This window comes from Terrabacter koreensis, assembly GCF_054783315.1.
This window is the reverse complement of sequence record NZ_BAAGQU010000005.1, coordinates 320,079-346,783: the sequence shown is the minus strand read 5'-3', so window position 1 is coordinate 346,783 and position 26,705 is coordinate 320,079. Positions and strand designations below refer to the sequence as shown.

Annotated in this window: 24 protein-coding genes, 2 tRNA genes, 1 pseudogene and 1 riboswitch; of the genes and pseudogenes, 10 read left to right on the top strand and 17 right to left on the bottom strand. The window is 71.5% G+C overall.

The genetic code is table 11. The annotated features are described in order from the left end of the window. Positions 1–11: 11 nt before the first annotated feature. Positions 12–881, bottom strand: coding sequence for an SMP-30/gluconolactonase/LRE family protein (locus ACYVNR_RS13900; RefSeq protein ID WP_461048680.1), 870 nt, complete (start codon positions 879–881; stop codon positions 12–14). Continuing rightward, complete coding sequence (locus tag ACYVNR_RS13895) at positions 881–1,312, bottom strand: hypothetical protein (RefSeq protein WP_045189514.1); 432 nt, start codon at positions 1,310–1,312, stop codon at positions 881–883. Before ACYVNR_RS13895 ends, ACYVNR_RS13900 begins: the two co-directional genes overlap by 1 nt. A 107-nt stretch (positions 1,313–1,419) precedes the next feature. On the opposite strand from ACYVNR_RS13895, the gene ACYVNR_RS13890 reads away from it, so the two are divergent. Next, positions 1,420–1,493, top strand: a tRNA-Gly gene (locus ACYVNR_RS13890). Between the two features lie 120 nt (positions 1,494–1,613). Here the strand turns inward: ACYVNR_RS13890 and ACYVNR_RS13885 are convergent. Together ACYVNR_RS13885 and ACYVNR_RS13880 are read right to left on the bottom strand one after the other, a co-directional pair. Beyond that, positions 1,614–2,279 carry a response regulator gene (locus tag ACYVNR_RS13885; RefSeq protein WP_461048677.1) on the bottom strand — a complete coding sequence of 222 codons (666 nt, stop codon included), beginning with the start codon at positions 2,277–2,279 and terminating at the stop codon, positions 1,614–1,616. Beyond that, a complete protein-coding gene (locus ACYVNR_RS13880) occupies positions 2,276–3,415 on the bottom strand; it encodes a sensor histidine kinase (protein ID WP_461048675.1) in 1,140 nt (379 codons plus the stop codon). Before ACYVNR_RS13880 ends, ACYVNR_RS13885 begins: the two co-directional genes overlap by 4 nt. Positions 3,416–3,627: 212 nt before the next feature. Here ACYVNR_RS13880 and ACYVNR_RS13875 point away from each other — a divergent pair, with 212 nt between their 5' ends. After that, positions 3,628–4,059, top strand: a complete 432-nt coding sequence (locus ACYVNR_RS13875) for a DUF6326 family protein (RefSeq protein ID WP_461048673.1) — start codon at positions 3,628–3,630, stop codon at positions 4,057–4,059. A gap of 413 nt (positions 4,060–4,472) precedes the next feature. Here ACYVNR_RS13875 and ACYVNR_RS13870 read toward each other — a convergent pair whose 3' ends face one another. Further along, on the bottom strand, positions 4,473–5,054 hold the full coding sequence (locus ACYVNR_RS13870) for a C40 family peptidase (RefSeq protein WP_461048671.1): 582 nt from the start codon (positions 5,052–5,054) through the stop codon (positions 4,473–4,475). A gap of 3 nt (positions 5,055–5,057) precedes the next feature. Further along, a riboswitch (cyclic di-AMP (ydaO/yuaA leader) is annotated at positions 5,058–5,205 on the bottom strand. Positions 5,206–5,421: 216 nt separating this feature from the next. On the opposite strand from ACYVNR_RS13870, the gene ACYVNR_RS13865 reads away from it, so the two are divergent. Next, positions 5,422–6,093: an FBP domain-containing protein gene (locus ACYVNR_RS13865; RefSeq protein WP_461049387.1), complete on the top strand. Its 672-nt coding sequence runs from the start codon at positions 5,422–5,424 to the stop codon at positions 6,091–6,093. A 239-nt stretch (positions 6,094–6,332) separates the two neighbouring features. Here ACYVNR_RS13865 and ACYVNR_RS13860 read toward each other — a convergent pair. Beyond that, positions 6,333–7,004 (bottom strand): annotated as a pseudogene (locus ACYVNR_RS13860) (penicillin-binding transpeptidase domain-containing protein); the annotation flags it as partial. Beyond that, positions 6,887–7,798: a transglycosylase domain-containing protein gene (locus ACYVNR_RS13855; RefSeq protein ID WP_461049385.1), complete on the bottom strand. Its 912-nt coding sequence runs from the start codon at positions 7,796–7,798 to the stop codon at positions 6,887–6,889. The gene ACYVNR_RS13855 and the pseudogene ACYVNR_RS13860, both read right to left, overlap by 118 nt. A gap of 305 nt (positions 7,799–8,103) precedes the next feature. On the opposite strand from ACYVNR_RS13855, the gene ACYVNR_RS13850 reads away from it, so the two are divergent. Together ACYVNR_RS13850 and ACYVNR_RS13845 are read left to right on the top strand one after the other, a co-directional pair. Then, positions 8,104–8,177, top strand: a tRNA-Gly gene (locus ACYVNR_RS13850). A gap of 220 nt (positions 8,178–8,397) precedes the next feature. Then, on the top strand, positions 8,398–10,260 hold the full coding sequence (locus ACYVNR_RS13845; protein WP_461048669.1) for an acyl-CoA dehydrogenase: 1,863 nt from the start codon (positions 8,398–8,400) through the stop codon (positions 10,258–10,260). A 102-nt stretch (positions 10,261–10,362) separates the two neighbouring features. Here the strand turns inward: ACYVNR_RS13845 and ACYVNR_RS13840 are convergent, their stop codons facing one another. From ACYVNR_RS13840 to ACYVNR_RS13815, 6 genes are all read right to left on the bottom strand, one after another. Continuing rightward, positions 10,363–11,367 (bottom strand): GNAT family N-acetyltransferase, encoded by a 1,005-nt coding sequence (locus tag ACYVNR_RS13840; RefSeq protein WP_461048667.1) that lies wholly within the window; start codon positions 11,365–11,367, stop codon positions 10,363–10,365. Positions 11,368–11,500: 133 nt separating this feature from the next. Next, complete coding sequence (locus tag ACYVNR_RS13835) at positions 11,501–12,874, bottom strand: acyltransferase family protein (RefSeq protein WP_461048665.1); 1,374 nt, start codon at positions 12,872–12,874, stop codon at positions 11,501–11,503. An 82-nt stretch (positions 12,875–12,956) separates the two neighbouring features. Beyond that, the gene (locus tag ACYVNR_RS13830) at positions 12,957–13,250 is read right to left on the bottom strand and encodes a DUF6458 family protein (protein WP_045189533.1); all 294 of its coding nucleotides are present in this window, start codon (positions 13,248–13,250) and stop codon (positions 12,957–12,959) included. 68 nt (positions 13,251–13,318) lie between these two features. Further along, positions 13,319–14,197 carry a hypothetical protein gene (locus tag ACYVNR_RS13825; RefSeq protein ID WP_461048663.1) on the bottom strand — a complete coding sequence of 293 codons (879 nt, stop codon included), beginning with the start codon at positions 14,195–14,197 and terminating at the stop codon, positions 13,319–13,321. A 59-nt stretch (positions 14,198–14,256) separates the two neighbouring features. Then, positions 14,257–16,119 (bottom strand): NHL domain-containing thioredoxin family protein, encoded by a 1,863-nt coding sequence (locus ACYVNR_RS13820; protein ID WP_461048661.1) that lies wholly within the window; start codon positions 16,117–16,119, stop codon positions 14,257–14,259. Beyond that, positions 16,116–16,922, bottom strand: a complete 807-nt coding sequence (locus ACYVNR_RS13815; protein ID WP_461048659.1) for a carbon-nitrogen family hydrolase — start codon at positions 16,920–16,922, stop codon at positions 16,116–16,118. Before ACYVNR_RS13815 ends, ACYVNR_RS13820 begins: the two co-directional genes overlap by 4 nt. 130 nt (positions 16,923–17,052) lie before the next feature. On the opposite strand from ACYVNR_RS13815, the gene ACYVNR_RS13810 reads away from it, so the two are divergent. After that, the gene (locus tag ACYVNR_RS13810) at positions 17,053–17,697 is read left to right on the top strand and encodes a MerR family transcriptional regulator (protein WP_461048657.1); all 645 of its coding nucleotides are present in this window, start codon (positions 17,053–17,055) and stop codon (positions 17,695–17,697) included. On the opposite strand, the gene ACYVNR_RS13805 is transcribed toward ACYVNR_RS13810, so the two are convergent. Together ACYVNR_RS13805 and ACYVNR_RS13800 are read right to left on the bottom strand one after the other, a co-directional pair. Beyond that, positions 17,669–17,896: a DUF6767 domain-containing protein gene (locus ACYVNR_RS13805; protein WP_461048655.1), complete on the bottom strand. Its 228-nt coding sequence runs from the start codon at positions 17,894–17,896 to the stop codon at positions 17,669–17,671. The two genes, ACYVNR_RS13810 and ACYVNR_RS13805, sit on opposite strands and share 29 nt — an antisense overlap. Positions 17,897–17,938: 42 nt before the next feature. Beyond that, positions 17,939–20,023, bottom strand: a complete 2,085-nt coding sequence (locus ACYVNR_RS13800) for a cytochrome c oxidase assembly protein (protein ID WP_461048653.1) — start codon at positions 20,021–20,023, stop codon at positions 17,939–17,941. Positions 20,024–20,049: 26 nt separating this feature from the next. Here ACYVNR_RS13800 and ACYVNR_RS13795 point away from each other — a divergent pair, with 26 nt between their 5' ends. Both ACYVNR_RS13795 and ACYVNR_RS13790 read left to right on the top strand, forming a co-directional pair. After that, a complete protein-coding gene (locus tag ACYVNR_RS13795; RefSeq protein WP_461048651.1) occupies positions 20,050–20,913 on the top strand; it encodes a maleylpyruvate isomerase family mycothiol-dependent enzyme in 864 nt (287 codons plus the stop codon). Positions 20,914–21,189: 276 nt separating this feature from the next. Continuing rightward, positions 21,190–21,870: a sigma-70 family RNA polymerase sigma factor gene (locus ACYVNR_RS13790; RefSeq protein WP_052677165.1), complete on the top strand. Its 681-nt coding sequence runs from the start codon at positions 21,190–21,192 to the stop codon at positions 21,868–21,870. Between the two features lie 142 nt (positions 21,871–22,012). On the opposite strand, the gene ACYVNR_RS13785 is transcribed toward ACYVNR_RS13790, so the two are convergent. Then, positions 22,013–22,741 carry an ANTAR domain-containing protein gene (locus tag ACYVNR_RS13785; RefSeq protein ID WP_461048649.1) on the bottom strand — a complete coding sequence of 243 codons (729 nt, stop codon included), beginning with the start codon at positions 22,739–22,741 and terminating at the stop codon, positions 22,013–22,015. Between the two features lie 260 nt (positions 22,742–23,001). On the opposite strand from ACYVNR_RS13785, the gene ACYVNR_RS13780 reads away from it, so the two are divergent. Together ACYVNR_RS13780 and ACYVNR_RS13775 are read left to right on the top strand one after the other, a co-directional pair. Then, positions 23,002–23,523 (top strand): MarR family winged helix-turn-helix transcriptional regulator, encoded by a 522-nt coding sequence (locus tag ACYVNR_RS13780; protein WP_461048647.1) that lies wholly within the window; start codon positions 23,002–23,004, stop codon positions 23,521–23,523. A 1-nt stretch (position 23,524) separates the two neighbouring features. Next, the gene (locus ACYVNR_RS13775) at positions 23,525–25,270 is read left to right on the top strand and encodes an MDR family MFS transporter (RefSeq protein ID WP_461048645.1); all 1,746 of its coding nucleotides are present in this window, start codon (positions 23,525–23,527) and stop codon (positions 25,268–25,270) included. A 144-nt stretch (positions 25,271–25,414) separates the two neighbouring features. On the opposite strand, the gene ACYVNR_RS13770 is transcribed toward ACYVNR_RS13775, so the two are convergent. Continuing rightward, the gene (locus ACYVNR_RS13770) at positions 25,415–26,614 is read right to left on the bottom strand and encodes an MFS transporter (RefSeq protein WP_045189554.1); all 1,200 of its coding nucleotides are present in this window, start codon (positions 26,612–26,614) and stop codon (positions 25,415–25,417) included. Positions 26,615–26,705: the final 91 nt, after the last annotated feature.

Sequence of the window (26,705 nt, the reverse complement as noted above, 5' to 3'; positions counted from 1 at the left end):
AGCGGTGTGACTCAGCCCGCGAAGGCGCGCACCGGCTGGCCGGGCACGGACACCCGCACCCTGAAGAGGGCACCGGCCTGCGGCTCGGGGTCGTCGAGGTTCTCGCGCGACGTCGTGACGTAGAGGTCACGGAGGTCGTCCCCGCCGAAGGTGCACGCCGTCGTGAGCCGCACCGGCAGCGCGACCTCCGCGAGCACGTCGCCCGTCGGCGAGAAGCAACGCACGCGCCCCGCGCCGTTGAGAGCGACCCAGACGTTGCCCGCGCTGTCGACGGTGAGCCCGTCGGGATGGCCGGCGTCGTGGGTGACGAAGGGCCGGCGGTTCACCAGCTCGCCGTCGACGACGTCGAAGACGTCGGTGCGCCCGGTCGGGGTGTCGTCGTAGTAGGCGAGGGTGCCGTCGGGTGACAGGTCGATGCCGTTCGAGATCGTCGCGTCGGGGACCACGGTCTCCACGGACCCGTCGGCGTCGACGCGGTAGAGGGTCGCGCTGCCGGGCACGCGGTCGTAGCCCATGGTGCCCGCCCACAGTCGGCCCTCGGCGTCCACGCCGCCCTCGTTCATCCGGATGGACGGGTCGTCCCAGAGGTCGAACCACGGCTCCGGTATGCCGTCTGGCTCGCCGGCCAGCGCCAGCCCGCGCTCGGTGGCGACGACCCAGCCACCCCGCGTACGGGGGCGCAGGAACGCTGCCACCGCGCCGACGTGCAGGCGCTCGACCGAGCCGTCGGCGCGGAGGGTGAGGACGTCGCCGGCCAGCAGGTCCACCCAGCGCAACCCTCCCCAGGACGGCGACCAGACCGGGCCCTCGCCGTGGTAGCAGAGCGCGTCGGTGACCTGCTCGACACCGCTCAGCGCGACGGGCGCGCCACCCGCGGACATCAGTCCCACCACACCCCGACGTAGTGGTGTCCCTGCGGCACCGTCGGCGCGTCGACGAGCCAGTCGGCACCGGCAGCCGGGCCGCCGCTCGCCTCGGTGTCGGCGTCGATCGTCATCGCGTCGACCTCCTCGGGCTGGAGCGTCGTGATGACGGCCACCCCACTGGCGTAAGGCCATTCATCGTCCGGGAAGTCCTGGAACTCGAGCACGTCGAGCTCGACGCGGACGTCGTGCACGTCGGGATGCGAGCGCAGGTCGAAGAGGACCCGTCGCACCGTCTCGAGCGGCACGTCCTCGGGGCGGTTGGGGGCGATGCACCACTCGCAGTCGTTGCCCTCGAAGAACTGCTCGAGGGTCACGGCCACCTGGGCCGTGGCGCCGCCCCGTCCGCGGACGTGCTCGACGAAGGCGGACTGCTTGGTCAGATCCATGACGGTCGTGGCCCCTGGGGTCGCGGTCGGTGCACTGTCACGGCGTCGGCTACACTGACGCCGCGTGCCGCTCGCGAGCCCTCTGCGGGCATCAGCCGGCGGCCCGTGCGAGCGTAGCTCAATGGTAGAGCGCCAGCTTCCCAAGCTGGATACGCGGGTTCGATTCCCGTCGCTCGCTCCACACGAAAGCCGCAGGTCAGGACATGGTTCCCGACCTGCGGCTTCGTCGTCGGGTCACTGCCTCGGGGGTCGAGTGCCACGGACACCCGACCAGCGCCCAGACTTCCGCGCGCGGCCCGGGTCACGACCCGTAGTCGGCTCTCACGCGCCTGGTGTCGTGAGCCCACATCGCGATCTCGACGCGGTTGCGGGCACCGAGCTTGGACATCAACGATGCGACGTGCGTCTTGACCGTGCTCAGGCCGACGAAGAGCTCGGTGGCGATCTCGGCGTTGGTCCGTCCCCGTGCAACCAGCGCGAGCACCTCCTCCTCGCGACCGGTGAGCGGGTCGCTGGGCTGGACCGGCACCACCGGCGACTGCTCGGCAAAGGTCGCCAGCAGGCGACGGGTGACGTTGGGGGCGATCAGCGCCTGGCCGTCGGCCGCCGCGTGGATGGCCTGCACGAGGAGCTCCGGGCCGGCGTCCTTGAGCAGGAAGCCGCGAGCGCCGGCGCGCAGGGCTCCGAGGACGTACTCGTCGAGATCGAAGGTGGTGATCACGACGACCGCGATGGGGTCCGTCACGCCAGGACCGGCGAGGCGCCGCGTCACCTCGACGCCGTCGAGTCCGGGCATCCGGATGTCGACGAGCAGGACGTCGGGACGTAGCCGGGTCGCCAGGTCGAGCGCTGCATGCCCGTCTGCTGCCTCCCCCACCACCTCGAGATCGGCTTGTGCGCCGAGGATCATGACGAGCCCGGTCCGCACCAGGTCCTGGTCGTCGGCCACGACGACACGGATGCTCATGCCAGCGCCTTCACCGGCAGTACGGCCTCGACCACCCAGCCACCCTCGGGACCGGGCCCCGCTGAGAGCGATCCGCCCAGCAGCTGCGCGCGTTCGGCCATGCCCAGCAGGCCGAACCCGGGCTCCGGGGTCGACCCCGGCCCGGTCTCTCCGTCGTCGCTGACACGCAGCCTGATGGCTGCGCCCTCCCGGCGTACCTCGATCCCGACGCGGGTCGCGCCCCTGGCGTGCCGTACGGCGTTGGTGAGCGACTCCTGCGCGAGGCGGTACAGCGCTGCGTCAACGGGTCGTGCGAGCGGGGTCAACGGACCGTCCAGCGAGACCTCGACGATGGGTGTCGCGTCGGCGCGCGCCAGCGCAGTCAGGTCCGCGACCCCCCGCTGCGGTGAGTAGTCGACGTCGTCCTCCTCACGTAGCACCCGCACCATGGATCTCATCTCGGCCAGGGTTCGCGAGGCTTCGGACTCGATCGCGGCCAGGACCTCGACGGCCCTCTCGGGCTGGAAGCTCGCGACCACGCCACCGGCCTGCGCCTGCACCGCGATGGCCGAGACGTGGTGGGCCACGGTGTCGTGCAGCTCGCGCGCCAGTGCCACCCGCTCCTGATTACGGATCTCGCGCTGCTGGCGATGCCAGAGGTCGGCCCGGTAGCGGAACACCGCCGCGAGGGCGACGCACAACAGCAGGAGGACGCTGCCGCCGAAGACGTCCGCCCAGGCTGCGGAGGCGGCGTACATCGCCAACGCGACGACGACCGCCACGAACGCCGTTCCCAGGACCATCTCCCGTCCCGAGCCCCACCGCACCAGGGAGTAGAGCAGGAGCAGGACCGCCATCATGGAGTAGAGGCCGAGGTCCCCGGCGTGCGCAACCAGCTGGAGCACCGACAACAGCCCGGCGACGCCCCACCCCACCACGGCGGCCGTCAGGGGGCGCGCCCGCCGCCAGAGCAGGGCAGGCACCAGCGCCAGGGCGAGCACCGTCACGAGCGGTCGCCAAGCCAGGCCCGGCCGAACGATGCCCTCGGCCACGGCTGCGGCCGCGAACGCACCCACCAGCAGCCGATCGAGGCGACTGACGGGTGGGGCGTCAGCAGGCCGCGGCTCGTGCCAGATGGGGCGCCGGACAGTGACCACGGCTCCAGCCTAGGGATCCGAGTGGTTCGGCGGACCGGCCGAAAGAACGAGACAAGGACCGTGCCATCGGCCGGCCAGCCACAGCCTTCGGTCCGATGTGTCCGCCGCCGGACTCAGCGATCGTGGACCCACCCATCCCCACCACGACCACGGAGCCCACGATGAGAACACGTCAACCCACCACCGCGACGCTGGAAGACCAGCGGATCCCGGTGAGAGCCAAGCTCGCCGCAACGTGGACGAGCTTCATGTTCCTGTACGCCTATGTGGACATCCTCAACTTCTTCACTCCTGGCGTCGTCGAAGACATCCTCGGCGGCAAGGTCTTCGAGTTCGAGCTGTCGCAGACCTTCTCGACCACGTCGCTGGCCCTGGTGAGCGTCCCGATCCTGATGGTCGTGCTGTCGATGACGCTGCCCGCCCGGGCGAGCCGCATCACGAACCTCACCGTGGCCTCGCTCTACGTGCCCGTCACGGCCTTCAACGGGCTGGGCGAGACCTGGGTGTACTTCTACGGCCTCGGGATCGCTCTGGAGCTGGTCCTCCTCGCCCTCATCGTCCGGCACGCCTGGACGTGGCCCCGCACCGCACCGTCGGCGACCACGCCGACCGGTCCTGGCCGGGAAGCTGTGCGCTCCCGGTAACCCGTGAGCGTGCCCGTCTGCCGTTCCGCCGTATGCCGTCACCTCGGGGGGCGCAGGCGGCGGCACTCCACGTCGGAGCCGCAGGTCAGGCCGCTCACCTGACCTGCGGCTCCTTTCCTTCCGGTCCTTGCGTCCGTCGCGGCCCTGTTCGTCGTCACGGTCGGCCCCGGGGAGGGTGACCGCATGGAGGACGACGGCGTGGCGACCGGTGGCTCCGAGCGGGTCGTGAGGGGGGTTGACCCGCCGGCGTCCCGGACGGCCGCCACCACCTGGGCGCGGGCACGGGCCCGGCGCGACGGTGGACCGGACGACCTCTCGGCGGACGACACGCTGCCGGGCGTCGAACGCCGCTTCGTCCGGCGCCTCGACCGAGCCACCGGTCGAGGCGCCCCGGCGAGGAGGCCTGGGCCTGGCTAGCGGACCCGGCCGGCCACCCACGCGGACGTCCAGAGCTTCGAGAGCTGCACGCGCTGGCCCGGTCGCGGCGAGTGCCAGACCTTGCCGCTACCGGCGTAGACGCCGACGTGGTAGGCCCGTCCGCCGCGCATGAAGAAGACGAGGTCACCGGCCAGGATGTTGGACTTCGCCACCCGGACGGTCTTCAGGCGCTGCGCGTTCGCGGTGCGGGGCAGCGCGACGTGGAGCTTGGTCCGGTAGACGTAGTAGATGAGGCCGGAGCAGTCGAACGCGTACGGCCCCGCTGCGCCCCAGCGGTAGGGCTTGCCGCGCTGGGCGGCGGCGATGCGCAGGGCCTGCAGGCGGCGCGGCACCGTCGCGATGGGGGCGGTGGCCACGTCGACCGCCTTGTTCGTCGCGGCCTTGGCGCTCGGGGCGGGGGCGGCTGCGGGCGGCGCCGTCGTGGAGGCCGGCGGTGCGCCGCCGGTCCCGAGGACGAGGGCGGCGCCGAGGAGCGGGGTGATGGCGAGGGACTGGAGCGGCAGTCGACGTGCGGGGCGCCGGTGGCGCCCGGGGCGTGCAGGACTCGTAGCGGGCATGGTCGGTCTTCCTTCCCACGCCTTCGAGGTGAGCTGTCGGGTTCGGGCAGAAGTGGCCCGGCCGCGTGTCGCGGCTTCACCCCAAGGACCGGTCCTAGCCGGCCCAGAAAGTGGGTCCCCCGCTCCTGTCCGTGTGATGCGCTGCTGCCCCAGCCGGCGGACAGGACTCGGCGTACCGGCGGGCCGGCCGGGGAGGACCCCGGCCGATGAACTGCATCGACGGTCGCAGACGATCGTTGAACCGTGTAGGTCACGGCTCGATATCGGCAGATGTTGCCGAGACAAAACACCCTGAAGCCGGGCTTTGGGGCGTCGACGCACGAAACCTCTGAAAACGAGTGGACGGTCGGAGGGGGCCTGGCACACCATGGACGCTGCTCCGTCCTCGGAGCCGTCGGTCGAGTCGTCGTCGGACGTCAGGAGTCAGCGGGAGCGCCCGCGGAGAGGTGGGTGGCCGGCATGGCCTGCTCAGCGGTCACGGTCCCGCGCCACCTCCCCCACCCCGGCTGACCGGGCCATCCGGTCCTGCCCGACCGACAGGAACACCGTGAAACCACTGACAGACAACGAGATTCGCGCTGCCCTCGTGAACTGCTCGCGCCGCGAGGCGAAACAGGCCAGCGTCCCCAACGATCTCGACGCGCTCCCCTGGGAGCAGCTCGACTACCTGGGCTGGGTCGACCGCAGCAACCCCCAGAGGGCGTATGCCGTCGTGCCCGTCGACGACGACGCCGTGGCGTTCGTGCTGCGCGCGTCAGGGCGGACGCGCACGGCGAGCGCGATGTGCGCCTGGTGCGAGGACGTCTTCGCCACTGCTGACGTGCGGCTGTGGGTTGCGAAGCGGGCCGGTGCGGCCGGGCGCGAGGGCAACAGCCTCGGGACGCTCGTGCACGCCGACTTCAGCTGCTCGCAGCACGTGCGCCGGCTGCCGAACGCGATGGAGGGTGGCCTCGACCCGACATCCCTCGTGGAGCGTCGGATTGACGAGCTGCGTTCGCGCTCAACGGCTTTCGCCCGACGGGTGCGCGACGGCTCATAGGCCTTCAGGGCATCGGCTCGACGGGCTGGCCCGACAGCACGCCGTCCATGATCCGGCGCCAGATCGGCGCCGCGTAGCAGGCGCCGGTCATGGACGTGCACGACTTCCCCGCCATCGACACGTCGAACATGCGCCGGGTGGGGTTCACCGGGTTGCCCACCCACACCGCGGTGGCGAGCTGGGGGGGTGTAGCCGACGAACCACGACTGGGCGTTGCCGTCGGACGTGCCGGTCTTGCCGGCGGATGGCCGTCCGGGCAGCTGGTTGAGGGCGCCCGACCCGTGCGTCATGTTGTACTCCAGGTACTGCGTCGCCTGGTCGACGGCGCGCGGGTCGGCCACCCGCCGACAGTCCGGGGGTGGAGCCCAGAGGGTGCGCCCGCCCTGGACGACGCTCGTCACCGGGTGCACGTCGCACAGGGTGCCGTGGTCGGCGAGCCCTGCGTAGGCCTCGGCCATGGTCTGCGGCGACACTGCCTGCGCGCCGAGCACCACCTGCGGCGGGTAGGTGCCGAGGGGCTGCCCGTCGCCGCCGTGGATGCCGAACGCCGTCATCGTCGAGTGGATCGCGCAGACCCCGATGGGGCTCGCGAGGGCGACGAAGGCGGTGTTGGTCGACTGCGCCGTCGCCTGCCGCAGCGACATCGAGCCACCCTTCCACGGCTCGTCGTTGTAGACCGACCACGTGCCGCCGACGCCGCACGGCGGGGGAAACTGCTTGGCACTGAAGGTCGCCGGGCGGTGATTGTCGGCCGCCGGCGCGTCGACGGAGGCGTGGGTGCCGAGTCCCTGCTTCATCGCGGTGACGAGCGCGAAGGCCTTGGCCGTCGACCCGAACTGGAAGCCGCCCGAGCCGCCGTAGCGTCGGTCCACGGCGTAGTCCACCTCCGTCGCGCCGGGACCCGAGCCGTATGCCGTGTCCTGGCCGAGGCCCAGCACCGCGCCGGTGCCGGGCTCGGTGACGAAGGCGGCTGCGGCGACCCCGAGGCTGTTGCGCTCGGGTGCGACCTGGCGCAGCGACGCGTCGTGAGGTCACGCGAGAGCGGGCGTGCCACGGCAGCGGCATACTGCCTCGGTGTCAGCTCGTCGAGCGCCCTCATCCGCGCCAGCACGACGTTGCGGCGGGCCTGCGCCGCCCGTGGGTGGTGGGCGGGGTCGGTGGTGCTCGGGCTCTGCACGAGTCCGGCCAGGGTGGCCGCCTCGGTGAGGGTCAGCGCGCTCGCGTGCACGTCGAAGTAGTGGCGCGCGGCCGCCTCGACGCCGTACGCGCCGTCGCCGTAGTAGGCGAGGTCGAGGTAGCCCTGGAGGATCTCGTCCTTGCTCCACGATCGCTCGAGGGCGACGGCGTAACGCAGGTCTTCGAGCTTGCGAGGGATCGTCTTTGCGATGGCCGCGCGCGCCGCCGCGGTCTGGCCATCGCGCAGCGCCTGCGCCTGGAGCGACAGCTTGACGAACTGCTGGGTCAGTGTCGACGCGCCTTCCGACGCCTGTCCGGTGCGCAGGTCCTCGAGGACGGCTCGCGCGAGGCCCTGTGGGTCGATGGCGCCGTGGTCGTAGAAGCGGCTGTCCTCGATCGCGACCTGCGCGGTGCGCATGACGGGCGCCACCTCGGAGAGGGGCACGACGACGCGGTCCTCGTCCTGGGGAGTCGCGATGACCGACCCGTCCGCTGCGAGGATGTGTGAGCCCTGCGCCGGCTGCGCCATCGTGAAGGTGCTTGGCAGGGCCAGGAAAGCGTCGCTGCCGGCATTCGTCAGCCCGCCGAGGGCCGCGACCGCAGGCGTCCAGAGGCCTGCGGCCAGCAGCCCGACGGCCACGGCGGCGGCGACGAAGGCGCTCAGGGTGCGCCCTGCCCGCCCGAGGTCACCTCGCCGTCTGGTCACGCACGACGATAGGCGCCCGGTGCCGACGGTGCGCTGCACGCCGGCTGGGAGTCGGCTGCGACCGGGCGGCCGACGGGCGCGCCCGTTTGGACGACGGCACCCGACTGTTGCTACGGTTGCGACGCCTCGCAGGCGTAGTTCAGTAGCAGAACAGCCCTCTTCCAGAGGGAAGACGTACGTGCAATTCGTGCCGCCTGCTCCAACGCGAAGGGCCCGGTCCGGCGACCGGGCCCTTCTGCTGTCCCGGCGCTGCGCCAGCCGGACGAGCATCCGGACGAGCAGCCGGACGAGCGTGGCGCAACCGTGACCTGACCCCCTTGCCATTCGTTACCGGTCAGTAGCATCATGGAAGTGACCGGCCAGTAACTTGGCGCGCCCGCCGACGCGGACGCACGACGAGCGACAGAACGTGGAGGGTCCCGATGGGCCACTACAAGAGCAATGTGCGCGACCTCGAGTTCAACCTCTTCGAGGTGTTCAACCGTCAGGACGTGCTCGGGCAGGGCATCTACGCCGACGTCGACGTCGACGCGGCGAAGGACATCCTCCGTGAGGTCTCGCGCCTGGCCGAGAACGAGCTGGCCGACAGCCTGCTCGACAGCGACCGCAACCCGCCGGTCTACGACCCCGCCACCCAGACCGTGACGATGCCCGACTCGTTCAAGAGGTCGTTCAAGGCGTACGTCGACGGCGACTGGGGCAACCTCGACGTCCCGGCCGAGCTCGGCGGCATGGTCGTGCCCGCCTCGCTGCGCTGGTCTGTCGCCGAGATGGTGTGCGGCGCCAACCCGGCCATCCACATGTTCACGGCGAGCTACTCCTTCGCCAACCTGCTGTGGCACCTCGGCACCGACGACCAGAAGAAGCTCGCCAAGCACGTCGTCGACAAGGCCTGGCACACCACGATGGTGCTCACCGAGCCCGACGCCGGCTCCGACGTCGGCGCCGGCCGCACCAAGGCCGTGCAGCAGCCCGACGGCACGTGGCACATCACCGGCGTCAAGCGCTTCATCACCTCGGCCGAGTCCGACATGGTCGACAACGTCGTCCACTTCGTGCTCGCCCGGCCCGAGGGCGCCGGTCCCGGCACCAAGGGCCTCAGCCTCTTCATCGTGCCGAAGTACCACGTCGACCTCGAGACGGGTGAGCTCGGCGAGCGCAACGGCGCCCACGTCACCAACGTCGAGCACAAGATGGGCCTCAAGGTCAGCACGACGTGCGAGGTCACCTTCGGCGAGCACGAGCCGGCCGTCGGCACCCTCCTCGGCGACGTCCACGACGGCATCGCGCAGATGTTCAAGGTCATCGAGAACGCGCGGATGTTCGTGGGCACCAAGGCGATCGCCACGCTCTCCACCGGCTACCTCAACGCGCTCGAGTACGCCAAGGAGCGCGTCCAGGGCGCCGACCTCACGCAGATGACCGACAAGTCGGCCCCGCGCGTCACCATCACCCACCACCCCGACGTGCGCCGCTCGCTCATGCTGCAGAAGGCGTACGCCGAGGGCCTGCGCGCGCTGGTCGTCTACACCGCGAGCCAGCAGGACACCGTCAACCAGGCCCAGGCGGGCAACCCGGCCGCGCCGCTCGAGAAGGGCTCCGACGCCGAGCTCGCCAACAAGATCAGCGACCTCATGCTGCCGATCGTCAAGGGCCTCGGCTCCGAGCGAGCCTGGGTGCTGCTCGGCACCGAGTCGCTCCAGACCTACGGCGGCTCGGGCTTCCTGCAGGACTACCCGATCGAGCAGTACGTCCGCGACGCCAAGATCGACACCCTCTACGAGGGCACCACGGCCATCCAGGGCCTCGACTTCTTCTTCCGCAAGATCGTCCGCGACAAGGGCCAGGCCCTGCAGCACATCGCCGGTCAGATCCAGGAGTTCGCCAAGGACCTCGGCGGCTCGCTCGACACCGAGCGCGAGCTGCTCGGCAAGGCTCTCGAGGACATCCAGGGCATCGTCGGCACGATGATCACGACGCTCATGCAGAGCGACCCGCGCATGGGCGGCGAGGTGGCCAACCTCTACAAGGTCGGCCAGAACACCACGCGCCTGCTGCTCTCGGCCGGTGACCTCGTCGTCGGCTGGCTGCTGCTGCGCCAGGCCGAGGTCGCGCAGGCAGCCCTCGACGGCGGCGCCTCCGGCAAGGACGCCGACTTCTACCGCGGCAAGGTGGCGGCGGCCTCGTTCTACGCCAAGAACGTGCTGCCCAAGATCGCGGCCGAGCGCGCCATGGCCGAGGCGACCGACAACGACCTCATGGACGTCCCCGAGTCCGCCTTCTGACCCGATCGAGAGAACGTTCCGTCACCCCGGTGACCGGTCGGGAGAACAGTTCGTCCCACGTGTGGGTGGGACGAACTGTTCTTTCGATTCAGGGGGCGGGTGTCAGAGCCTGCGCTGGTAGGCGGGGCACAGCTCGACGATGCGGAAGCCGAGGTCCTCGTTGATCGAGACCATCCACGCATTCGTGTCGTCGTTCCCGGTCACCACCCGCTGACGCTCCGGGTGGTCGTCCTGAAGGCGCCGCAGGTTCTCGACCTTGACCGCCATGCCGAGCCGCCGACCACGGTGGGCCTTGTGCACCAAGGTCCCCCACTGCCACGCGACCGACGGCGCACCTGACGGCAGCATGAGGTCGGTGTAGGCCACGACGTCGCCCGTGGCCTCGTGGACCGCGACCGTCGTCAGGCGCACCCTGCCCTGCCGACGGAACAGCGCGAGGTACTCCTCGTACCGTTCGGGCGTGAGGGTCTCCTCCTCGAAGTCGATGTCACCGGTGGGGGCGTCGACGGCGAGCTGGTTCATGAGGGCGCACAGCGACGGCTGGAGCTCGGGGGGCACACCGCCGACGTGGGTCTCGAGGCGGTACTCCCCCTCCCACCGGGCCCGTGCGTGCTCGGCCTGCCTGCCGAGCACGTCCTCCGCGACGGGCAGCTGCAGGTGCCGGATGATCTCGGTGTTGCTCAGGTGGAAGCCGTGCCTCTCGGCGAACCGGCGGTACGGGTGGTCCTCCGACTCGGGCGGCACCATGAGGTCGGTCACCAGTGTCGGCCGTCCCTCCTCGCCGGCCCGATGGACGATGCGCTCGACGAGTGCCGAGCCCGCGGCGCGCCGACGGTGGGTCGGGTGGACCTGCACGTCGTGCCAGACCATCGAGGTGTTGTCGCTCATCGGCAGCCAGATCGTGGCGACCCCGACCAGCTCGTCCCCGTCCCAGGCTCCCCACATCTCCATGGGCTCAGCCTCGTCGACGTGCCGCCACTCGACGAGTGTCTCTGCGAGAGAGGGCGGCTCGTGCCAGGGGCGTTCGTGGTCCTTGCTCGCGACGATGACCTCGTACGCCCTGGCGCACACCTCGTCGTCGCGCACGTCGATGAGCCTCGTCTCCATGCACCGACCGTAGGGGCGCACGTCCGAGCCGTGCCATCGAGTTTCCGGGCACCCCGAGGACGTATGCCGTGTCGCCGCGACGGAGCGTTCTCTCGATCGGGCGTGCTCGTGACGGAGCGTTCTCTCGATCGGGTCAGGGGCGGCGCGGGCGGGTGGCGCGGAGCAGGAGGAGTCCGAGGGCGAGCACCCCGAAGCCGACCGCCGGCACCACGTCGCCGACGAGGAAGAAGACGGGGCGGTTGCCCAGCACGTCGACGCCGACGATCGAGACGATGAGGATGCCGAAGAAGAGCACCCCGGCGGAGACGGCTGCGACGGGGTCGACCCATCGGCGCCGCTCCGCGGAGACCGCCTCGGCCTGCCGCGCGCCCCGGTCGAAGCGCACGAAGACCGCGACGAGGCCGGTCGTGACGACCGCCAGAACGGCGAAGAGGACCGGACGCGTGAGCCACCAGGACCACGACCCGATCGCGGGCTGCTCGAGCCCCAGACCGCGCAGCCCGAGCAGCACCGTCATGAGCGCCGTGAGGTGCCAGAGGAACGCTGTCATCGCGAACGGCGCGACGGCGACGACGACGCGCCACACCCGCGGCCTGGCGAGCACGCGCCCCATGACCGGGCGCAGCACGACGGCGAGGCCGCAGATGCCGATGCCCTGAACCAGCAGCGCGGCCGTCGGCGGAGCCATGTTGGACACCGCCTCGCCGGGGAGCCCCACCATCGACACCGGGTAGGGACCGAAGGCGACCGCTAGGGCCATCGCGCCGTAGCCGACCACCGCCATCAGCCAGCCACGAGAACTGGTGAGCAGCCCGTCACACCAGGCGAACCCGAGCTGGTGCAGCGCCAGCCACACGACGGCGAAGTTCAGGTTGCCGACGAGTCCCGGGCCGCCGGAGAACCGCACCACGTCGACGATCACGGCGAGCACGACGAGCACCCCTACCACCCGCAGTCCGAACCGCTCGTGCAGGCGGCGCATGAGCGGCGCGAACGCGCAGGCGCCGAGGTAGATGCCGACGAACCACAGCAGCTGGGGCACCATGACGAGGGCGTCGCGGGCGAGACGGCCGGCGTCGCCCTCTCGCGCGGTCAGCCCGCTGAGGTGCGCCACGACGCCGAGCGCCACCCAGGCCAGCAGGAAGGCGAGGGTGGGCCGCAGGAGCCGGCGTGCCCTCGCCCGGAAGAAGACGGCATACCGGCCGGGTCCGTTCGGGTGGCGGCGTTCCAGAGAGGCCAGCGTGTGGGCGTGGGCGACCCCGCCGACGAGGAAGAAGAGCGGCATCACCTGGAGCAGCCAGGTGAGCGGCTGCAGGGCCGGCACGACCGCGAGGGCGTTGGTGATGTGGCCGTCGGGCGTGATGGCGACCATGAGCCAGTGGCCGAGCACGACGACGAGCAGCGAGCCGACGCGCAGGGTGTCGACCCAGCGGTCGCGGTCGGCGGGGGTCGCGGCGTCGATCGAGGACGCCGTGCGGCGTGCCGCTCGGGGACGGGTCTGGCTCACGTCTCATCGAAGCACGGACGGCGGCCCGAGCAGGTGAGTTCTCCTGCTCAGGCCGCCGTCGGGAAGGCTGGGTGGTGAGGGGTCAGATCGTCCCGTCGCGACGCTCGGTGCGCCGCTCGACGACCTCGTCACCGTCGACGCGGCGCTCGACCACGTCGGGCGCGCCTCGACGCTCCGTGACGACGGTGTGCTGGGTGCGGGCGCGCTGGGCGTTCATGACGAGCGCGAGGATGACCGCGAGCGCACCGGCGACCATGAGGATGATCCCGATGGTGTTGCCCGTGCCGCTGCTCATGTTGAGCACGCTCGAGTCGACGGTCGTGAAGTAGAAGATCGCACCGATCACGAGCAGCACGATCCCGAGTCCGATACCCATGAGGTCTCCTTGGTCTGGGGCACGCCACAGCGCGTGCCTGGCCAGCACATACCCGGCGAGGGCGGTCGTCAGGCGGTGCGACGCCGCCCGAACGCCAGCGTGACCGCCGAGACCACGAGCATCACGACCCCGACGCCGACGGCGATCGCGATCTCGTAGTAGAGGTTGCGGGCCGCCAGCCCGTAGGCGGCGTCGGCGACGGTGCGGGCGACGGCGGGGTCGACGCGTCGCAGCAGCGGCTCGCGCGCGACCATGACGACGAGCGCCAGCGCGAGCGACGTCACGATCCACCCGAGCGCCACGAGCGTCGTCGCCGTACGCCACCGGCGGGCGAGGAAGATCGCGAGCAGCCCCAGCGCGGCGACGATGACCGGGGCCCACGGACCCCACGCGTCGGCGACCCGGTACGCCTGCTGCGCCTTCTGCAGGTCGCTCGCCCTGGCGAGCGGGATCGTCACCACCGGGGCGAACGAGCTCGCCCCGTTGACGCCGGCCTGCTCCAGGGTCGACGTGAGGGCCGGGACGGGGATGGTGAGGCGGACCGCGACCCGACCCTGAGAGTCCAGCTCGGTGTCGCCGCGGCCCGTCATCACCGCGATGAACTGGGTGTGCACCGCGCGGATGCCGGTGGCCCACGCGGACGCGACCTGTGGGCTGGCGACGATCGTCGCGGCCTCGGTGCGGATCGGCGCCTCGAGCGTCTTCTCGACCGCGGGGGCGAGCTGCACGGCGCCGAGCACGCCGTCGACGATGCCGTCGGTGAGGGCCTCCTGGACCTGCGGCTTGCTCACGACGGGACGCAGCTCGTCGACGAAGACGTCGGTGCGCGTGAGCATGACCGACGCCCAGAAGCCCACCAGCGCGACGGGCAGGAGCACCACGGCGAGCAGGCCGCAGAGGCCGGAGAGGAAGGAGGGTCCGGTGCTGCCGGATCGCTGTCGTGCCACGCCTGCCACCTGTCCGATCGTCGGCGTCCGGGAGGCTCCCGGACGCGCTGCAGACCTCGCTAGACCCCCCGGAGGTCGAGAGCCAGTGTCGCAGGGGCGTCCGGGTCGATGACGACGGGGATGCCCCAGTCCTGCTGGAAGAGGTGGCAGGCGGCGTGCTCGGGCACCTCGCCGGTGACCGGGTCGCCGTCGCACGACGCGGCCTGCACCGAGATGTGCAGGGTGCCGGTGCCGACGTCGCCGCGCAGCACGAGACGGCGGGTCAGGCCCTCCGCCCGGCCCGCGCCCTCGACGAGCAGCGCACCCGGCGTGGCCGAGACGTCGAGCCGGGTCGGGTCGCCCCAGCGGTGGTCGAGCTTCTGGCCCGCGGGCGGCACGAAGGTGACCTCGAGGGCGACCTCGCCCGCCGGGAGCGGTGTCGAAGGGCGCTGGGTGCGGTGGGCCGGTCCGTCGACCCGCTGGGCGTCGCGAGGAAGGGCGACGCGGGTCAGTCGGTGCGCCGCCGACTCGACGACGACAAGGCGCGTCTCGCCCGTCCCGGGGTCGACCTCGACGACGGCGTCGCTCGGCTCGGCCAGACCCTGCGCCAGCGTCGACACCTGGCGGGTGGCGGGGTCGAACCGGCGGATCGCGCCGTTGTACGTGTCGCTGACGGCGACCGACCCGTCCGGCAGCTCGGTGACCCCGAGCGGGTGCTGGAGCAGGGCCTCGGCAGCGTCGCCGTCGCGGTGACCGAAGTCGAAAAGGCCGGTGCCGACATGGGTCTCGACCACCAGGGCCCCGTCGGAGCCGACGCGCACCGACCGCAGGGCGGACGTCTCGGAGTCGGCGATCCAGACGCGGTCTCCCGACGCCGAAGTGGTCAGGCCCGAGGGCTGGGCGAACCACGCCTCGGGCGCAGGCCCGTCGACCAGCCCCTCGTTGGACGTGCCTGCGACGACCTCCACCGTGCCGTCCTCGAGGCTCTGACCGGGGGTCCAGGCCCACAGCTGGTGGGTGCCGGCCATGGCGATGACCACGCGGCCGCCCAGCCAGGCGAGGTCCCACGGCGTCGACAGCGCCTGCTGGAGCGCCGGGCCGCCGCCGGTGCGCTCCCTCAGCTGACTGCCGGTGCCGGCAACCACGTGAATCGACCCGTCGGAGAACCGAATTCCCTTGAGCTGGTGGTTCACCGAGTCGGCGACCAGCAGGTCGATGCCCAGACGTTCGGCCACCCCGGGGTGCACGGGCAGGACCCCCTGGGGCTCGTTGAGCTCTCCGGCTCCGCCCCAGCGTGCGCGCTCGGTCTCGAGGTCCTCCTCGAGATGGACGACCTGGTGGTTCGCGGTGTCGGAGACGAGGAAGGAACCGTCCGGCAGCGCCACGGCCTTGCCGGGGAAGCGCAGCGCGGTCTCCGGCGCAGGCGGCGGCACGTAGGGGTCGTCGCCCGGCTGGAGAGTGCCTTTTGCCCGGTGCTCCTCGATGAGCTCGGCCACGAGGGAGGCGAGTCCGGGCCCGTGACCCTCCCCCGACATCGAGGCGACGACGTAGCCCTCGGGGTCGACGACGACGAGCGTGGGCCACGCCCGAGCGGCATACGCGCGCCACGTGACGAGCTCGGGGTCGTCGAGCACGGGGTGGTGCACGGCATACCGCTCGACGGCGGCGGCGAGCGCGTCGGCGTCGGCCTCGTGCTCGAACTTCGGCGAGTGCACGCCGATGATCGTCAGGGCGTCCGGGAACTGCTGCTCGACCGGCCGCAGCTCGTCGAGCACGTGGAGGCAGTTGACGCAGCAGAAGGTCCAGAAGTCGAGCACGACCACACGACCGCGCAGCTCGGCCAGCGACAGCGAGCGGCCGCCGGTGTTGAGCCACCCGCGGCCGACGAGATCGGCAGCCCGCACCCGGACGCGCGAGCGCAGGGTGGCGGTGTCGGCGCTCACGACAGCCTCCGGTCGGTCAGCACGGGGAAGTCGCGCCGCCACTCGAGCGTGGCCGCGGTGTCGATGTCGATGCTCAGCACCTCTTCGTCAAGGCCGGCCGAGGCGAGAACCTTCCCGGTGGCGTCGACGACCTGTGATCGGCCACCCATCTCGTGTCGGGCGTGGGTGCCGGCGGTGTTGCACTGCAGCACGACGCACTGGTCCTCGACGGCACGGGCCTGACCCAGCAGCGTCCAGTGCCCGACCCGCCCGGCCGGCCACGCCGCGGGGATGACGAAGACCTCGGCGCCCCGGTCGAGCAGCCGTCGGTAGAGCTCGGGGAAGCGCAGGTCGTAGCAGGTGGACAGCCCGACCGGCACCGGGTCGCCGCCCGCCACCGGGACGTCGATGACCACGAGCTCCTCGCCCGCGTCCATGAGGCTCGGCTCCCCCTCGCCGAAGCCGAAGCGGTGCACCTTGCGGTACGTCGCGACAAGGTCACCCGACGGCGAGAAGACGAGGCTCGTGTTCCACACGCCGTGGTCGCCGTCGGCGACCGGGGCACCGCGCTCGACGATCGAGCCGCCGTGGAGCGTGACGCCCGCGTCGCGTGCTGCAGCCGAGAGAGCCTGCGCCACGGGGCCGTCCACCGGCTCGGCTCGCTCGTCCCAGTGCCTGTAGTCGAAACCGCCGGCCGGCCAGAGCTCTGGCAGGACCACGAGGTCGTGCCCGGCCTGGGCGCGCACGAGGTCGGCGACCCGGGCGGTGCGGTCCGCGACGGACTCGTCGTCGCCGTAGGCGAGCTGGATGAGCGCAACCTTCATGCCCCCATGCTCACACGACCCACCCGGCGACGGAGGGGCGCGTTCGGCAAGCGGGCGGCGGACGGCATACGCCCTCTGCCCGCCCGGGTCTTGACCCTCACACCGTGTCAGGCCGTAGACCATGGTCGTCATGTTCACCATCGGAGACTTCGCCCGGCTCGCGGGGGTCACCGTGCGCATGTTGCGCCACTACGACACCCTCGACCTGCTCGTGCCGGCCCTCGTGGACCCGGTCACGGGCTACCGCTCGGCCGACCGCGACCGGCTCACCGAGATCGAGGCGAGGCTCCGGACCATCGAGAAGGAGGGCGACATGCCCGAGCTGGAGTACGTCGAGAAGCCGCTGCCGGAGATGCGGCTGGTACAGATGACCGGCCGGGTCGCCGACACGAGCGAGCTGGGGCGGCAGATCGGGCCCGCCTTCGACCGCCTCGTCGGGGGACTCACCGCGTCGGGAGTGACGCTGCAGTCCCCCTCGGTCGCGTGGTACGACGGCGACACCGAGGGCACGACGTGGGGCGTCGGCTTCCCGACGGCGCTCGAGTCGGTGGACGTCGAGGGCGCCGCGGTCAGCGCGCTCCCGGCCTGCGAGCGCGCCCTGACCGTCATCCACCGCGGCTCGATGGCGACGATCGGCGACACCTGGCAGGCGCTGGCGACGACGGTCGACGCCCAGGGGCTCACGGCGTACGGCCCGTGCCGCGAGGTCTACCTCGAGACGCCGATGGGCGACCAGGACGCGTGGGTCACCGAGCTGCAGCAGCCGGTGCGCTGACCTCGCCGCCGACCGTGGCGCGGCCCCGGGCGGCGGAGTGCGCGCTGCGCCGGGCGGCGAGCTGCTCGCGCAGCTCGGGGTCGCTCTGGACGAGGTAGACGAGTCCGCAGTCCTGCGGTCCGGTGGCTCCAGGGACGCACAGCGTGCACGGCTCGCCGAGCCGGATCGGGCACATCGGGGTGGGTGACCTGCGGGACATCGATACCTCCTGCCCCGAATACTACCTCACGTAGTAGATGGCTCAGCGCGGGGCGCCGTCGTCGCGCCGGGCCAGGGCCGCGAGGCGCTCGTTGTAGGCGGCGAGCTCGGCGTCGCCGTCGCGGTCGGCCCGGCGGTCGGACCGCCTCGACTCCGCGCGGTCGCTGCGCGACCACTGGAGCGCGACGATCAGGGCCAGCATGAGGGCCGGCAGCTCGCCGATGGCCCACGCGACCCCGCCGCCGTAGCGCTGGTCGGCGAGGCGGGCCGCATCGGTCGTGCCGACCCACGGGATCTGGATCGTCTGGAAGAAGTCGCCGCCGAGCAGGGCCGTGCCGCTGATCATCGCGACGCCGAAGAACGCGTGGAAGGCGATCGTCGCGAAGAGCACCACGAGGCGCAGGGCCGGGCTCCACTTCTTCGGGCCCGGGTCGACCCCGATGAGCACCCAGGCGAAGAGGTAGCCGGTCAGCACGAAGTGGGCCGTCATGAGCAGGTGGCCGGTGTGCGTCTGCAGCGCGAGCTGGAAGAGGCCGGTCCAGTAGAAGACGACGAGGCTCGAGAAGAAGAGGGTGGCTGCCACGGCCGGGTTGCCGAGCACCGCGAGGAAGCGCGAGTGGACCAGGCCCAGCAGCAGCTCGCGCGGGCCGAGCGTGCCGTCACGCCGCGGACGCAGGGTGCGCAACGCGAGCGTGACCGGCGCCCCGAGGACGAGCAGGATCGGGATGACCATGGCCTCGGTCATGTGCAGCATCATGTGCCACGAGAAGGCGACCCGACCGTAGATGCCGAGCACGCCGTTGGTCGCGTAGAGGAAGAGCAGCCACCCGGCCACCCAGGCGACGGTGCGCAGGACCGGCCACGCGTCGCCACGTCGGCGCAGCCGCACGACCCCGACGACGTAGGCGCCGATCGCCAGCAGCCCGGTCGCGAGGAAGAGCCACTCGACCCGCCAGGCGGTCAGCCAGGACAGTGCGGTGGGCGCGGGCGGCGCGGGGAAGCCGGTGAGCGCGAGCGCCGGAGACGGGTCCGACACCGTCTCGGGAACGGGCGGCGCCGTGCGCGAGAGGGCGGCAGCGACCCCGAAGGCGAGACCCATGACGAGCGTCTCGACGACGGCGAGCCGGGCGAACAGCCGGCCGCGGCCTCCCCGGTCGCCGGCCGAGGTCGCGTCGTCGATGCGGTCGAGGGTGATGCGGCGGTGCCACACGCCGGCCACCCCGAGGGCGACGAAGGCGAGCACCTTGACGAGCACGAGCACGCCGTATGCCGTCGCGAGGTCGGACCATCCCGCGAGCCGCGTCGTGGCCGACATGACCCCCGAGACGCCGAGCGTGACGAAGCACCACAGCGCCACGGAGGAGTAGCGCCGTGCCACGGCCCCGAGCGCATCACCCAGCTGACGACGGAGGAGGACGAGCGAGAGCAGGCCACCGACCCAGACCCCCGCCCCGAGCAGGTGCGCGGCGATGGCGTTGACGGCCGTCTCGTGGTCGGACGATCCGCCGGCGTGGCCCGCGAGCCCCAGCACGAGCAGGCCGAACGCCGCCACCACCGTGAGCGCGACGGCGACGGACCGGGCTCGCGCCACGGAGGCCACCGAGGCGACGGCGAAGGCCGCCACCGCGCTGAGCACACCGACCCGGAGCGTCTCGATGCCCCAGACGTTGCCCGTGAGGCTGGAGCCGAAGGTCGGGTCGCCGAGCGGGAGCCCGGCGGCGTCGGCATAGGTGAGCACGACACCGACGGCGCCCGCGATCGCCCAGACGAAGGCCGCCGACGTGGCGATCCTGAAGGCCGCCGCCCGACGCGGCTCGTCCAGCGAGGCGCTCTCCTCGCGCGTGCGCCCCGGGACCATCGTGGCCGCGAGCAGCAGCGACCCGATCGTCAGCGACGCCGCGACGTCGTGCACGACACGCACGAGCGGCAGCGCCCAGCGCACGACCGGGCCCGCGTCGGTGATGCCGCCAGGCGGGGGCTCCACCGCTCCCGAGTAGCGCGCGGCCACGAGCGTCGCGAACAGGCCGACGACGACGGCCCCTGTGACGGCGGCCGCGGGGCCCCAGGAGGAGGCAGACTGGGCAGCCGCGCGAGGGTCGGCGAGACCGGCTCGCTGCTGGGTTGGCATGCGTCAAGGGTAAGTAGTCTGACCACATGCCCATGCACCCCTCCGCTCCTGATGACCGCACCGGTCTGATCGACGCGTTCGACCAGTCCGTCCAGTCGATCATCGACCTGGGGTTCTCGTGCCGCGACGCGGACTTCGAGCTCCAGACGGAGTGTCCGGGCTGGACCGTCAAGGACCAGATCGCGCACGTCGTCGGCTCCGAGAAGTCGTTCGCCGGGCTGCCGCGGGTCGAGGTCCCGGTGCCCGACTACCCCCACGTGAAGAGCGACTTCGCCCGCTTCGTCGAGATCGACGTCGAGGCCCGTCGCGGGCTCACCGGTCGTGAGGTCGTTGCCGAGCTGGCCGACTTCCACCCGCGACGCATGGCCGAGCTGCGCGAGTCCGAGGCCGACGTCGACACGGTCGTCGGCGGTTTCTTCGGGCCCGACACGACCTTCGGGCAGCACCTGCGCCGCCGCATCATCGATGCCTGGGTGCACGAGCAGGACCTCCGGTCAGCCCTCGACCGACCCGGCAACCTCGACTCGCCGGGCGCGGCGCTCTTCACCGCCGACATCCTCGCCGCCCTCCCCCGCATCGCCGCGCGCACCGCCGGGGTCGGCGCCGGACACGCCGTCGTCATCGACGTGACGGGCCCGGTCGTCGCCCGGGACGGCGTGCGGGTCGTGACCGGCGAGGACGGGCGGCCTTACGGCGAAACGCTCTTCAGCGGCCACGACCGACCCCACGGCGAGGAGCAGCTCGACGTGACGTCGATCCACCTCACCACCGAGGCGCTCACCCGACGGGCCGCGGGCCGTCGCCCGGTCGACGAGATCCGCTTCACGGTGACGGGCGACGAGGACACCGCACGACGGGTGCTCGAGGCCCTCGTCGTCGTCACGCATTGACGTCTTCTCGCCGCGTTCTCACGGTCCCGGGAACGCCGGCCCTTATACACCTCGAGGCACCCCTACGGTAAGTACGCCCACCTTGTGTATGTGTGGGCAACGGCCTAGCGTCATAGGTAGTCGGTCAAGCCAGTGCCGCATCGGGGATTTCCGATCATCGGAGAAACAATGACCGACCCGTCCGCGGGTCCGCGCAGGGATGCGCGAACCAGACAGCTCATCCACACCCTTCGCACGGCGGAGTCAGAAACCGAACGTGCCAATGCCCTCGAGGCCGTGACGCTGCTGCACATGCCGCTCGCACGCTCCCTCGCCCACCGCTACTCCGGCAAGGGCCTCGACCGCGATGACCTCGAGCAGGTCGCGTTCCTCGCCCTCCTCAAAGCCATCCAGCGCTTCGACCTCGACAAGCCCACCGAGTTCGGCGCCTACGCGACGCCGACCATCACGGGCGAGCTGCGCCGCCACTTCCGCGACCACGGCTGGCTCGTCCGCCCGCCGCGCGAGCTGCAGGAACGTCGCCAGCTCGTCACCGAGACCAGGGGCCGGCTCGAGCAGCGCCTCGGCCACGACCCCGACGCCGGCGAGCTCGCGCACGAGCTCGACATCAGCCTCGAGTCCGTCAAGGAGGCCCAGGTCGCCGCGACGAACCTGCGCCCCGCCTCGCTCGACTCGACGACGAGCGACGGCGCCCGGCCGGTGCTCGACCTGCTCGACGCACGAGGCGACCCCAGCGGCGATCCTGCACTCGACGAAGGCATCGTCGTGCGCAGCGCCCTCGAGCGGCTGCCCGCTCGCGACCAGCAGCTCGTCGAGCTGCGCTACGGCAGCGACATGACCCAGGCCGAGATCGCCGAGTCCATGGGGCTCAGCGCGATGCAGGTCAGCCGCCTGTTGCGGCGCACCCTCGACGAGCTGCGACGTCAGCTCACCGCGGAGGGCATGGCCTCCGCCTGATCCCAGGGGCGACCCCAGCGGTCCCGACGTGCACCCCCCAGGCGCGTCGGGACCGCACCTTCTGGGTCCCTTCTCGCGGCCCGGCGTTCGGGGCACGTCATCCGGAGCGGGTCGACCGACCCACTCACCCGGCGGTGGCGGTTCAGCCGCGGCCGTTGCCGGTGAACTGCGACTCCTGGCCCTCGATGACCTGCGAGGCCACCTGCGCCAGCTTCATGTTGAGCTCCTGCGAGGTGTGGCGCAGCAGCTCGAAGGCCTCCTGGCCGCTGATGTGGTGCGCCGCCATGAGCAGGCCGACGGCCTTGCCGATCTCGCGGTTGCTGCTGAGCCCCTGGCGCAGCGTCGCCGCCTCCTCGCGGGCGCGGATGGCCATCAGGGCGACCGACGCGAACGAGGCGATGACGGCACCCGTGTCGGCCGACCTCTCGGTGAGACCCCCGGGCACGTCGGCGAAGAGGTTGAGCGCGCCGATCTTGTCGCCGTCGAGGAGCAGGCGGTAGCCGATGGCGGAGCGCACCGGCGTCTCGGCCACGATGCGCTCGCAGAACCGCGGCCAGGGCGACGTGCCGTCGGTGAGGTCGGCATCGTGCTGGTACGCCTCGGCGACGATCGCGTCGACGCACGGGCCCTCGCCGACCTCGAGCTCGATCTGGTCGATGCGCCTTGCGATGTCGTCGGTGCTCGCGGCGGTGACGAAGCGGTCACGGGCGCGCACGAGCAGCGATGCCCGGGTGCAGCCCTCGACGAGCCGGGGGGCGGCGTCGACGAGCGCCTGGTGGATCGAGCCGGAGTCCGCGCCGGCGTAGATGAGCGCCGACATCTGCCGGAAGACGTCGTTGATCGTCGGGTCGACGGGGACATCGAGGCTCATGGCACTCCCTTCACGGACGTGCGCCTACCGCCCGCGGTCGGACGGCTCTACGCGTGAGTCATTCTCACACCTGCTGGAGGTGCGAGGACCACAGAAAACCACACGACGAGACGGGGCGGCACGCAACGGCCCCACAGTCGCCCCGGCGAGGCCTGACGCCAGCGCGGGGCCGGCAACGTTGGACAGGTCGATTGACACGGCGCGGACTCGGACAAATACTTGCATGCTGCAAGCAAGTATTCGGGCGAAGGAGGCGGCCGGTGGCGGTCAGCAAGGACGAGGCGAACGACGTCTTCCTCGGGCTGCTCCGCGTCCAGAAGCTGCTCGTGGCGGCTCGCAACACCGCCCCGCGCCTCGAGGACGGCGTCGACGTGACGGCATACCCCGTGCTCTTCGTCGTCGCCGGGGCCGGCACGGCGCGCATCTCCGACATCGCGACGACGCTCCACAACGACGTGTCCACGGTCAGCCGGCAGGTCAGCTCGCTCGTCGGCCTCGAGCTGCTCGAGAAGAGCGCCGACCCGAACGACGGCCGCGCATCCGTCGTGTCACTCACCGAGCGAGGACGCGCGGCCCTCGACCGCATCCAGGCCTCACGGGCCGAGTGGTTCCAGGGGCTGCTCTCCGACTGGGAGAGCCCCGAGACGGCCGCGTTCGTCGAACGACTGCACGAGCTCGGCGACGCGCTCGACGCCAACCTCCGGGCCCGGGGTGCAGCGCCGCCCCCGATGCCCTTCCACACCAGCAGGCTCCTTCAGGACCAGACCCAGAAAGAGGACTGACATGTCCGACACCACGGCCGAGCCGAACGGCGCGCGAAGCGCAGCGCCGGGGGCACCGACAGCCGACCACCCGCCGCTGTCGCACCGCGAGATCGTCACGATCCTCGTCGGGCTCATGATGGGGATGTTCCTCGCGGCGCTCGACCAGACCATCGTCGCGAGCGCGATGCGGGTCATCGCCGACGACCTTAAGGACCTCGCCGGCCAGGCGTGGGTCACGACGGCATACCTGATCACGAGCACCATCGCGACGCCGCTCTACGGCAAGCTCTCGGACATCTACGGGCGCAAGAAGTTCTTCCTCTTCGCCATCTCGATCTTCACGATCGGCTCGATGCTGTGCACCCTCGCGTGGTCGATCCCGTCGCTCGCGGCCTTCCGTGCCGTGCAGGGCATCGGCGCCGGCGGCCTCTTCTCGCTGTCGCTCGCGATCATCGGCGACATCGTGCCGCCGCGTGAGCGTGCCAAGTACCAGGGCTACTTCCTCGCCGTCTTCGGCACGTCGAGCGTGCTCGGCCCCGTCATCGGCGGCTTCTTCGCCGGCCAGGACACCCTTCTCGGCGTCACCGGCTGGCGCTGGGTCTTCCTGGTCAACGTGCCGATCGCCGTCGCGGCGCTCGTCGTCGTGACGCGCACGCTGCACCTGCGCCACCACCGCCTCGACCACCGCATCGACTACTGGGGCGCCGTGTCGCTCGCCGTGGCCCTCGTGCCGCTGCTCATCGTCGCCGAGCAGGGCCGCGAGTGGGGCTGGGGCTCGGGCACCTCGATCCTCTGCTACGTCATCGGCGCCGTCGGGCTCGTGGCGTTCTTCATCATCGAGCGCGCCATGGGCGAGGAGGCGCTGCTGCCGCTGCGCCTCTTCCGCAACCGCACCGTCGGCGCGGCCTCGGTGGCCTCGATCTTCATCGGCATGGGCATGTTCGGCGGCCTCGCCGCGCTGCCGCTCTACCTGCAGATCGTCCAGGGCGCGACGCCGACCGAGGCCGGCCTCATGCTGCTGCCGATGACCCTCGGCATCATGAGCGGCTCGATCATCTCGGGCCAGCTCATCTCGCGCACCGGCCGCTACCGCCACTTCCCGATCATCGGCGCGTTCCTGCTTGTTCTCTCGCTCTTCGGGTTCCACTACATCACCGTCGACACGGCGCTGTGGCTCGTCATGGTCGGCATGTACTTCTTCGGCCTGGGTCTCGGCTTCAACTTCCAGCCGCTGACGCTCGCCGTGCAGAACGCCGTCGACCGCCGCGACATGGGTGTGGCCACGTCGTCGGCGACCTTCACCCGCCAGATCGGTGGCACGCTCGGCACGGCCGTCTTCCTGTCGATCCTCTTCTCGCAAGCCGGCACGAGGATCGGCGAGGCGTTCCAGCGGGCCGCCTCGACGCCGGACTTCCGGGCAGCCCTGCGCAACCCGACCGGCGGCGACCCCGCGACGAACAAGTCGTTCATCGAGGGCCTGCAGGCTCAGGCCCAGGCGGGCGGCAACGGGGCGGGCAGCTCGGCGCTGCAGGACAGCTCGTTCATCCAGCAGCTCGACCCGCGCCTCGCCCGGCCGTTCCTCGTGGGCTTCGCGGACTCGATGTCGGTCGTCTTCCTCGCGGCGGCTGCGGTGATGGTGCTCGCGGTCGTCGCGACGTTCTTCCTGCCGCACGTCGACCTCGGCCCCAAGCCGGGCCAGCCGGGCCGGCCGGGCGCGCAGCAGGGCGACTCCGAGGGTGCCCCGGTCGCTGCCGCCGGCCACTGAGGTTCCGACAGCCAGGCGCGGGTGGGCCCGATGCGGACCCACCCCGCTCCAGCCGCAACACACCCGGAAACGGTCAACGCCCCACGGTTGCTTCCGTGGGGCGTTGACCGTTTCCGGGTGTGTTGCGGGGGCCAGAGGGCGCCGTCAGCGGAGGTTGTGCAGCTCGCGCTTGCTGAGGAAGGCGCGCGTGCCCAGGGCCATGACGAACGCGAAGCCGCCGGCGATGACCGCGACCCAGTAGCCGTGCTGCGCGCCGACCCGGTCGACGACCGCGCCCGAGACCGCCGACCCGGCGGCGATGCCGATGATGAGGCCCGTCAGCACGATCGTCATGCCCTCGTTGAGCTGGGCCTTAGGGACGATGCGCTCGATGAGGTTCATCGTCGTGATGAGGGTCGGCGCGGTGGCCATGCCGGCGACGACCATGAGGCCGGCGAGCGCCCACAGGTTGGGCGCGAAGAGGAGCGGCGCCTCGAGCAGCCCCATGCCCAGCGTGCCCACGATGAGCAGCTTGACGAGGTTGCGCCCGTGCGAGACGTGGCCGAAGACGAGTCCGGCGAGACCCGACCCGACGGCATACAGGGCGAGGATGGCGCCGGCCGCGCCCTGCGCGCCGTGGTCCTGCGCGACGGCGAGGGTGACGACCTCGTTGACGCCGAAGATCGCCCCGGTCATCACCATGATGAACGCGAGCGGGATGAGGCCCGGGTTGTGGTGCGCGTGGCCCTCGGGGCGCTCGTGATGCGGCACGACCGGCGGCTCGGTGGAGCGGGCCGAGAGGAAGACGAGCACACCGATGCCGTAGGCGACGGTGGCGACGACGAAGCCGGCCTCGGGGAACCATGCGGTGGCGAGCCAGATCGCGACGACCGGGCCGATGACGAAGGTGAGCTCCTCCATGACCTGCTCGAACGACATCGCCGAGTGCAGCGACCGCGGGTCGTGGGCGAAGATGTGCGTCCACCGCGCCCGGGCCATCGTGCCCATGTTGGGGATCGCCCCGCACATCGGGAAGGTGATGAAGAGCAGCCACGAGGGCCAGCCCTTGACCGACGTGACGACCGTCAGCACCGCCCAGACGCCCGACCAGAGGAAGAACGGGATGGCGATGCGCCGCTGGCCGTAACGGTCGACGAGGCGGCCCAGGAAGGGCGCGAAGAGCGCGAGGGCCACCATGCCGACGGCGACGACGGCACCCGCCAGCTCGTACGAGCCGGACCGCGCAGCGACCATCGCGACGACGGCCACACCGAACATCGAGCCCGCGGTGCGGGCCACCATCCCCCCTGCGATGAAGGTGCGCGCCCCCGGTACCTCGAAGAGAGGTCGGTAGGTCGCGAGCACGACTGCTCCTTGTCGATCGGGGACGGCCAACCTACCCATCCTTGCACCACGTCCCCCGGGGAACGGAAATCGTCGAGGGTCGGCCGGCGCC

What these genes read in the sequence shown, in the direction of transcription:
- ACYVNR_RS13900 (WP_461048680.1), bottom strand. Translation starts at nt 881, where the DNA reads ATGTCCGCGGGTGGCGCGCCCGTCGCGCTGAGCGGTGTCGAGCAGGTC.
- ACYVNR_RS13895 (WP_045189514.1), bottom strand. Translation starts at nt 1,312, where the DNA reads ATGGATCTGACCAAGCAGTCCGCCTTCGTCGAGCACGTCCGCGGACGG.
- ACYVNR_RS13885 (WP_461048677.1), bottom strand. Translation starts at nt 2,279, where the DNA reads ATGAGCATCCGTGTCGTCGTGGCCGACGACCAGGACCTGGTGCGGACC.
- ACYVNR_RS13870 (WP_461048671.1), bottom strand. Translation starts at nt 5,054, where the DNA reads ATGCCCGCTACGAGTCCTGCACGCCCCGGGCGCCACCGGCGCCCCGCA.
- ACYVNR_RS13865 (WP_461049387.1), top strand. Translation starts at nt 5,422, where the DNA reads ATGGACGCTGCTCCGTCCTCGGAGCCGTCGGTCGAGTCGTCGTCGGAC.
- ACYVNR_RS13855 (WP_461049385.1), bottom strand. Translation starts at nt 7,798, where the DNA reads ATGGCGCAGCCGGCGCAGGGCTCACACATCCTCGCAGCGGACGGGTCG.
- ACYVNR_RS13845 (WP_461048669.1), top strand. Translation starts at nt 8,398, where the DNA reads ATGGGCCACTACAAGAGCAATGTGCGCGACCTCGAGTTCAACCTCTTC.
- ACYVNR_RS13840 (WP_461048667.1), bottom strand. Translation starts at nt 11,367, where the DNA reads ATGGAGACGAGGCTCATCGACGTGCGCGACGACGAGGTGTGCGCCAGG.
- ACYVNR_RS13830 (WP_045189533.1), bottom strand. Translation starts at nt 13,250, where the DNA reads ATGGGTATCGGACTCGGGATCGTGCTGCTCGTGATCGGTGCGATCTTC.
- ACYVNR_RS13815 (WP_461048659.1), bottom strand. Translation starts at nt 16,922, where the DNA reads ATGAAGGTTGCGCTCATCCAGCTCGCCTACGGCGACGACGAGTCCGTC.
- ACYVNR_RS13810 (WP_461048657.1), top strand. Translation starts at nt 17,053, where the DNA reads ATGTTCACCATCGGAGACTTCGCCCGGCTCGCGGGGGTCACCGTGCGC.
- ACYVNR_RS13805 (WP_461048655.1), bottom strand. Translation starts at nt 17,896, where the DNA reads ATGTCCCGCAGGTCACCCACCCCGATGTGCCCGATCCGGCTCGGCGAG.
- ACYVNR_RS13800 (WP_461048653.1), bottom strand. Translation starts at nt 20,023, where the DNA reads ATGCCAACCCAGCAGCGAGCCGGTCTCGCCGACCCTCGCGCGGCTGCC.
- ACYVNR_RS13795 (WP_461048651.1), top strand. Translation starts at nt 20,050, where the DNA reads ATGCCCATGCACCCCTCCGCTCCTGATGACCGCACCGGTCTGATCGAC.
- ACYVNR_RS13785 (WP_461048649.1), bottom strand. Translation starts at nt 22,741, where the DNA reads ATGAGCCTCGATGTCCCCGTCGACCCGACGATCAACGACGTCTTCCGG.
- ACYVNR_RS13775 (WP_461048645.1), top strand. Translation starts at nt 23,525, where the DNA reads ATGTCCGACACCACGGCCGAGCCGAACGGCGCGCGAAGCGCAGCGCCG.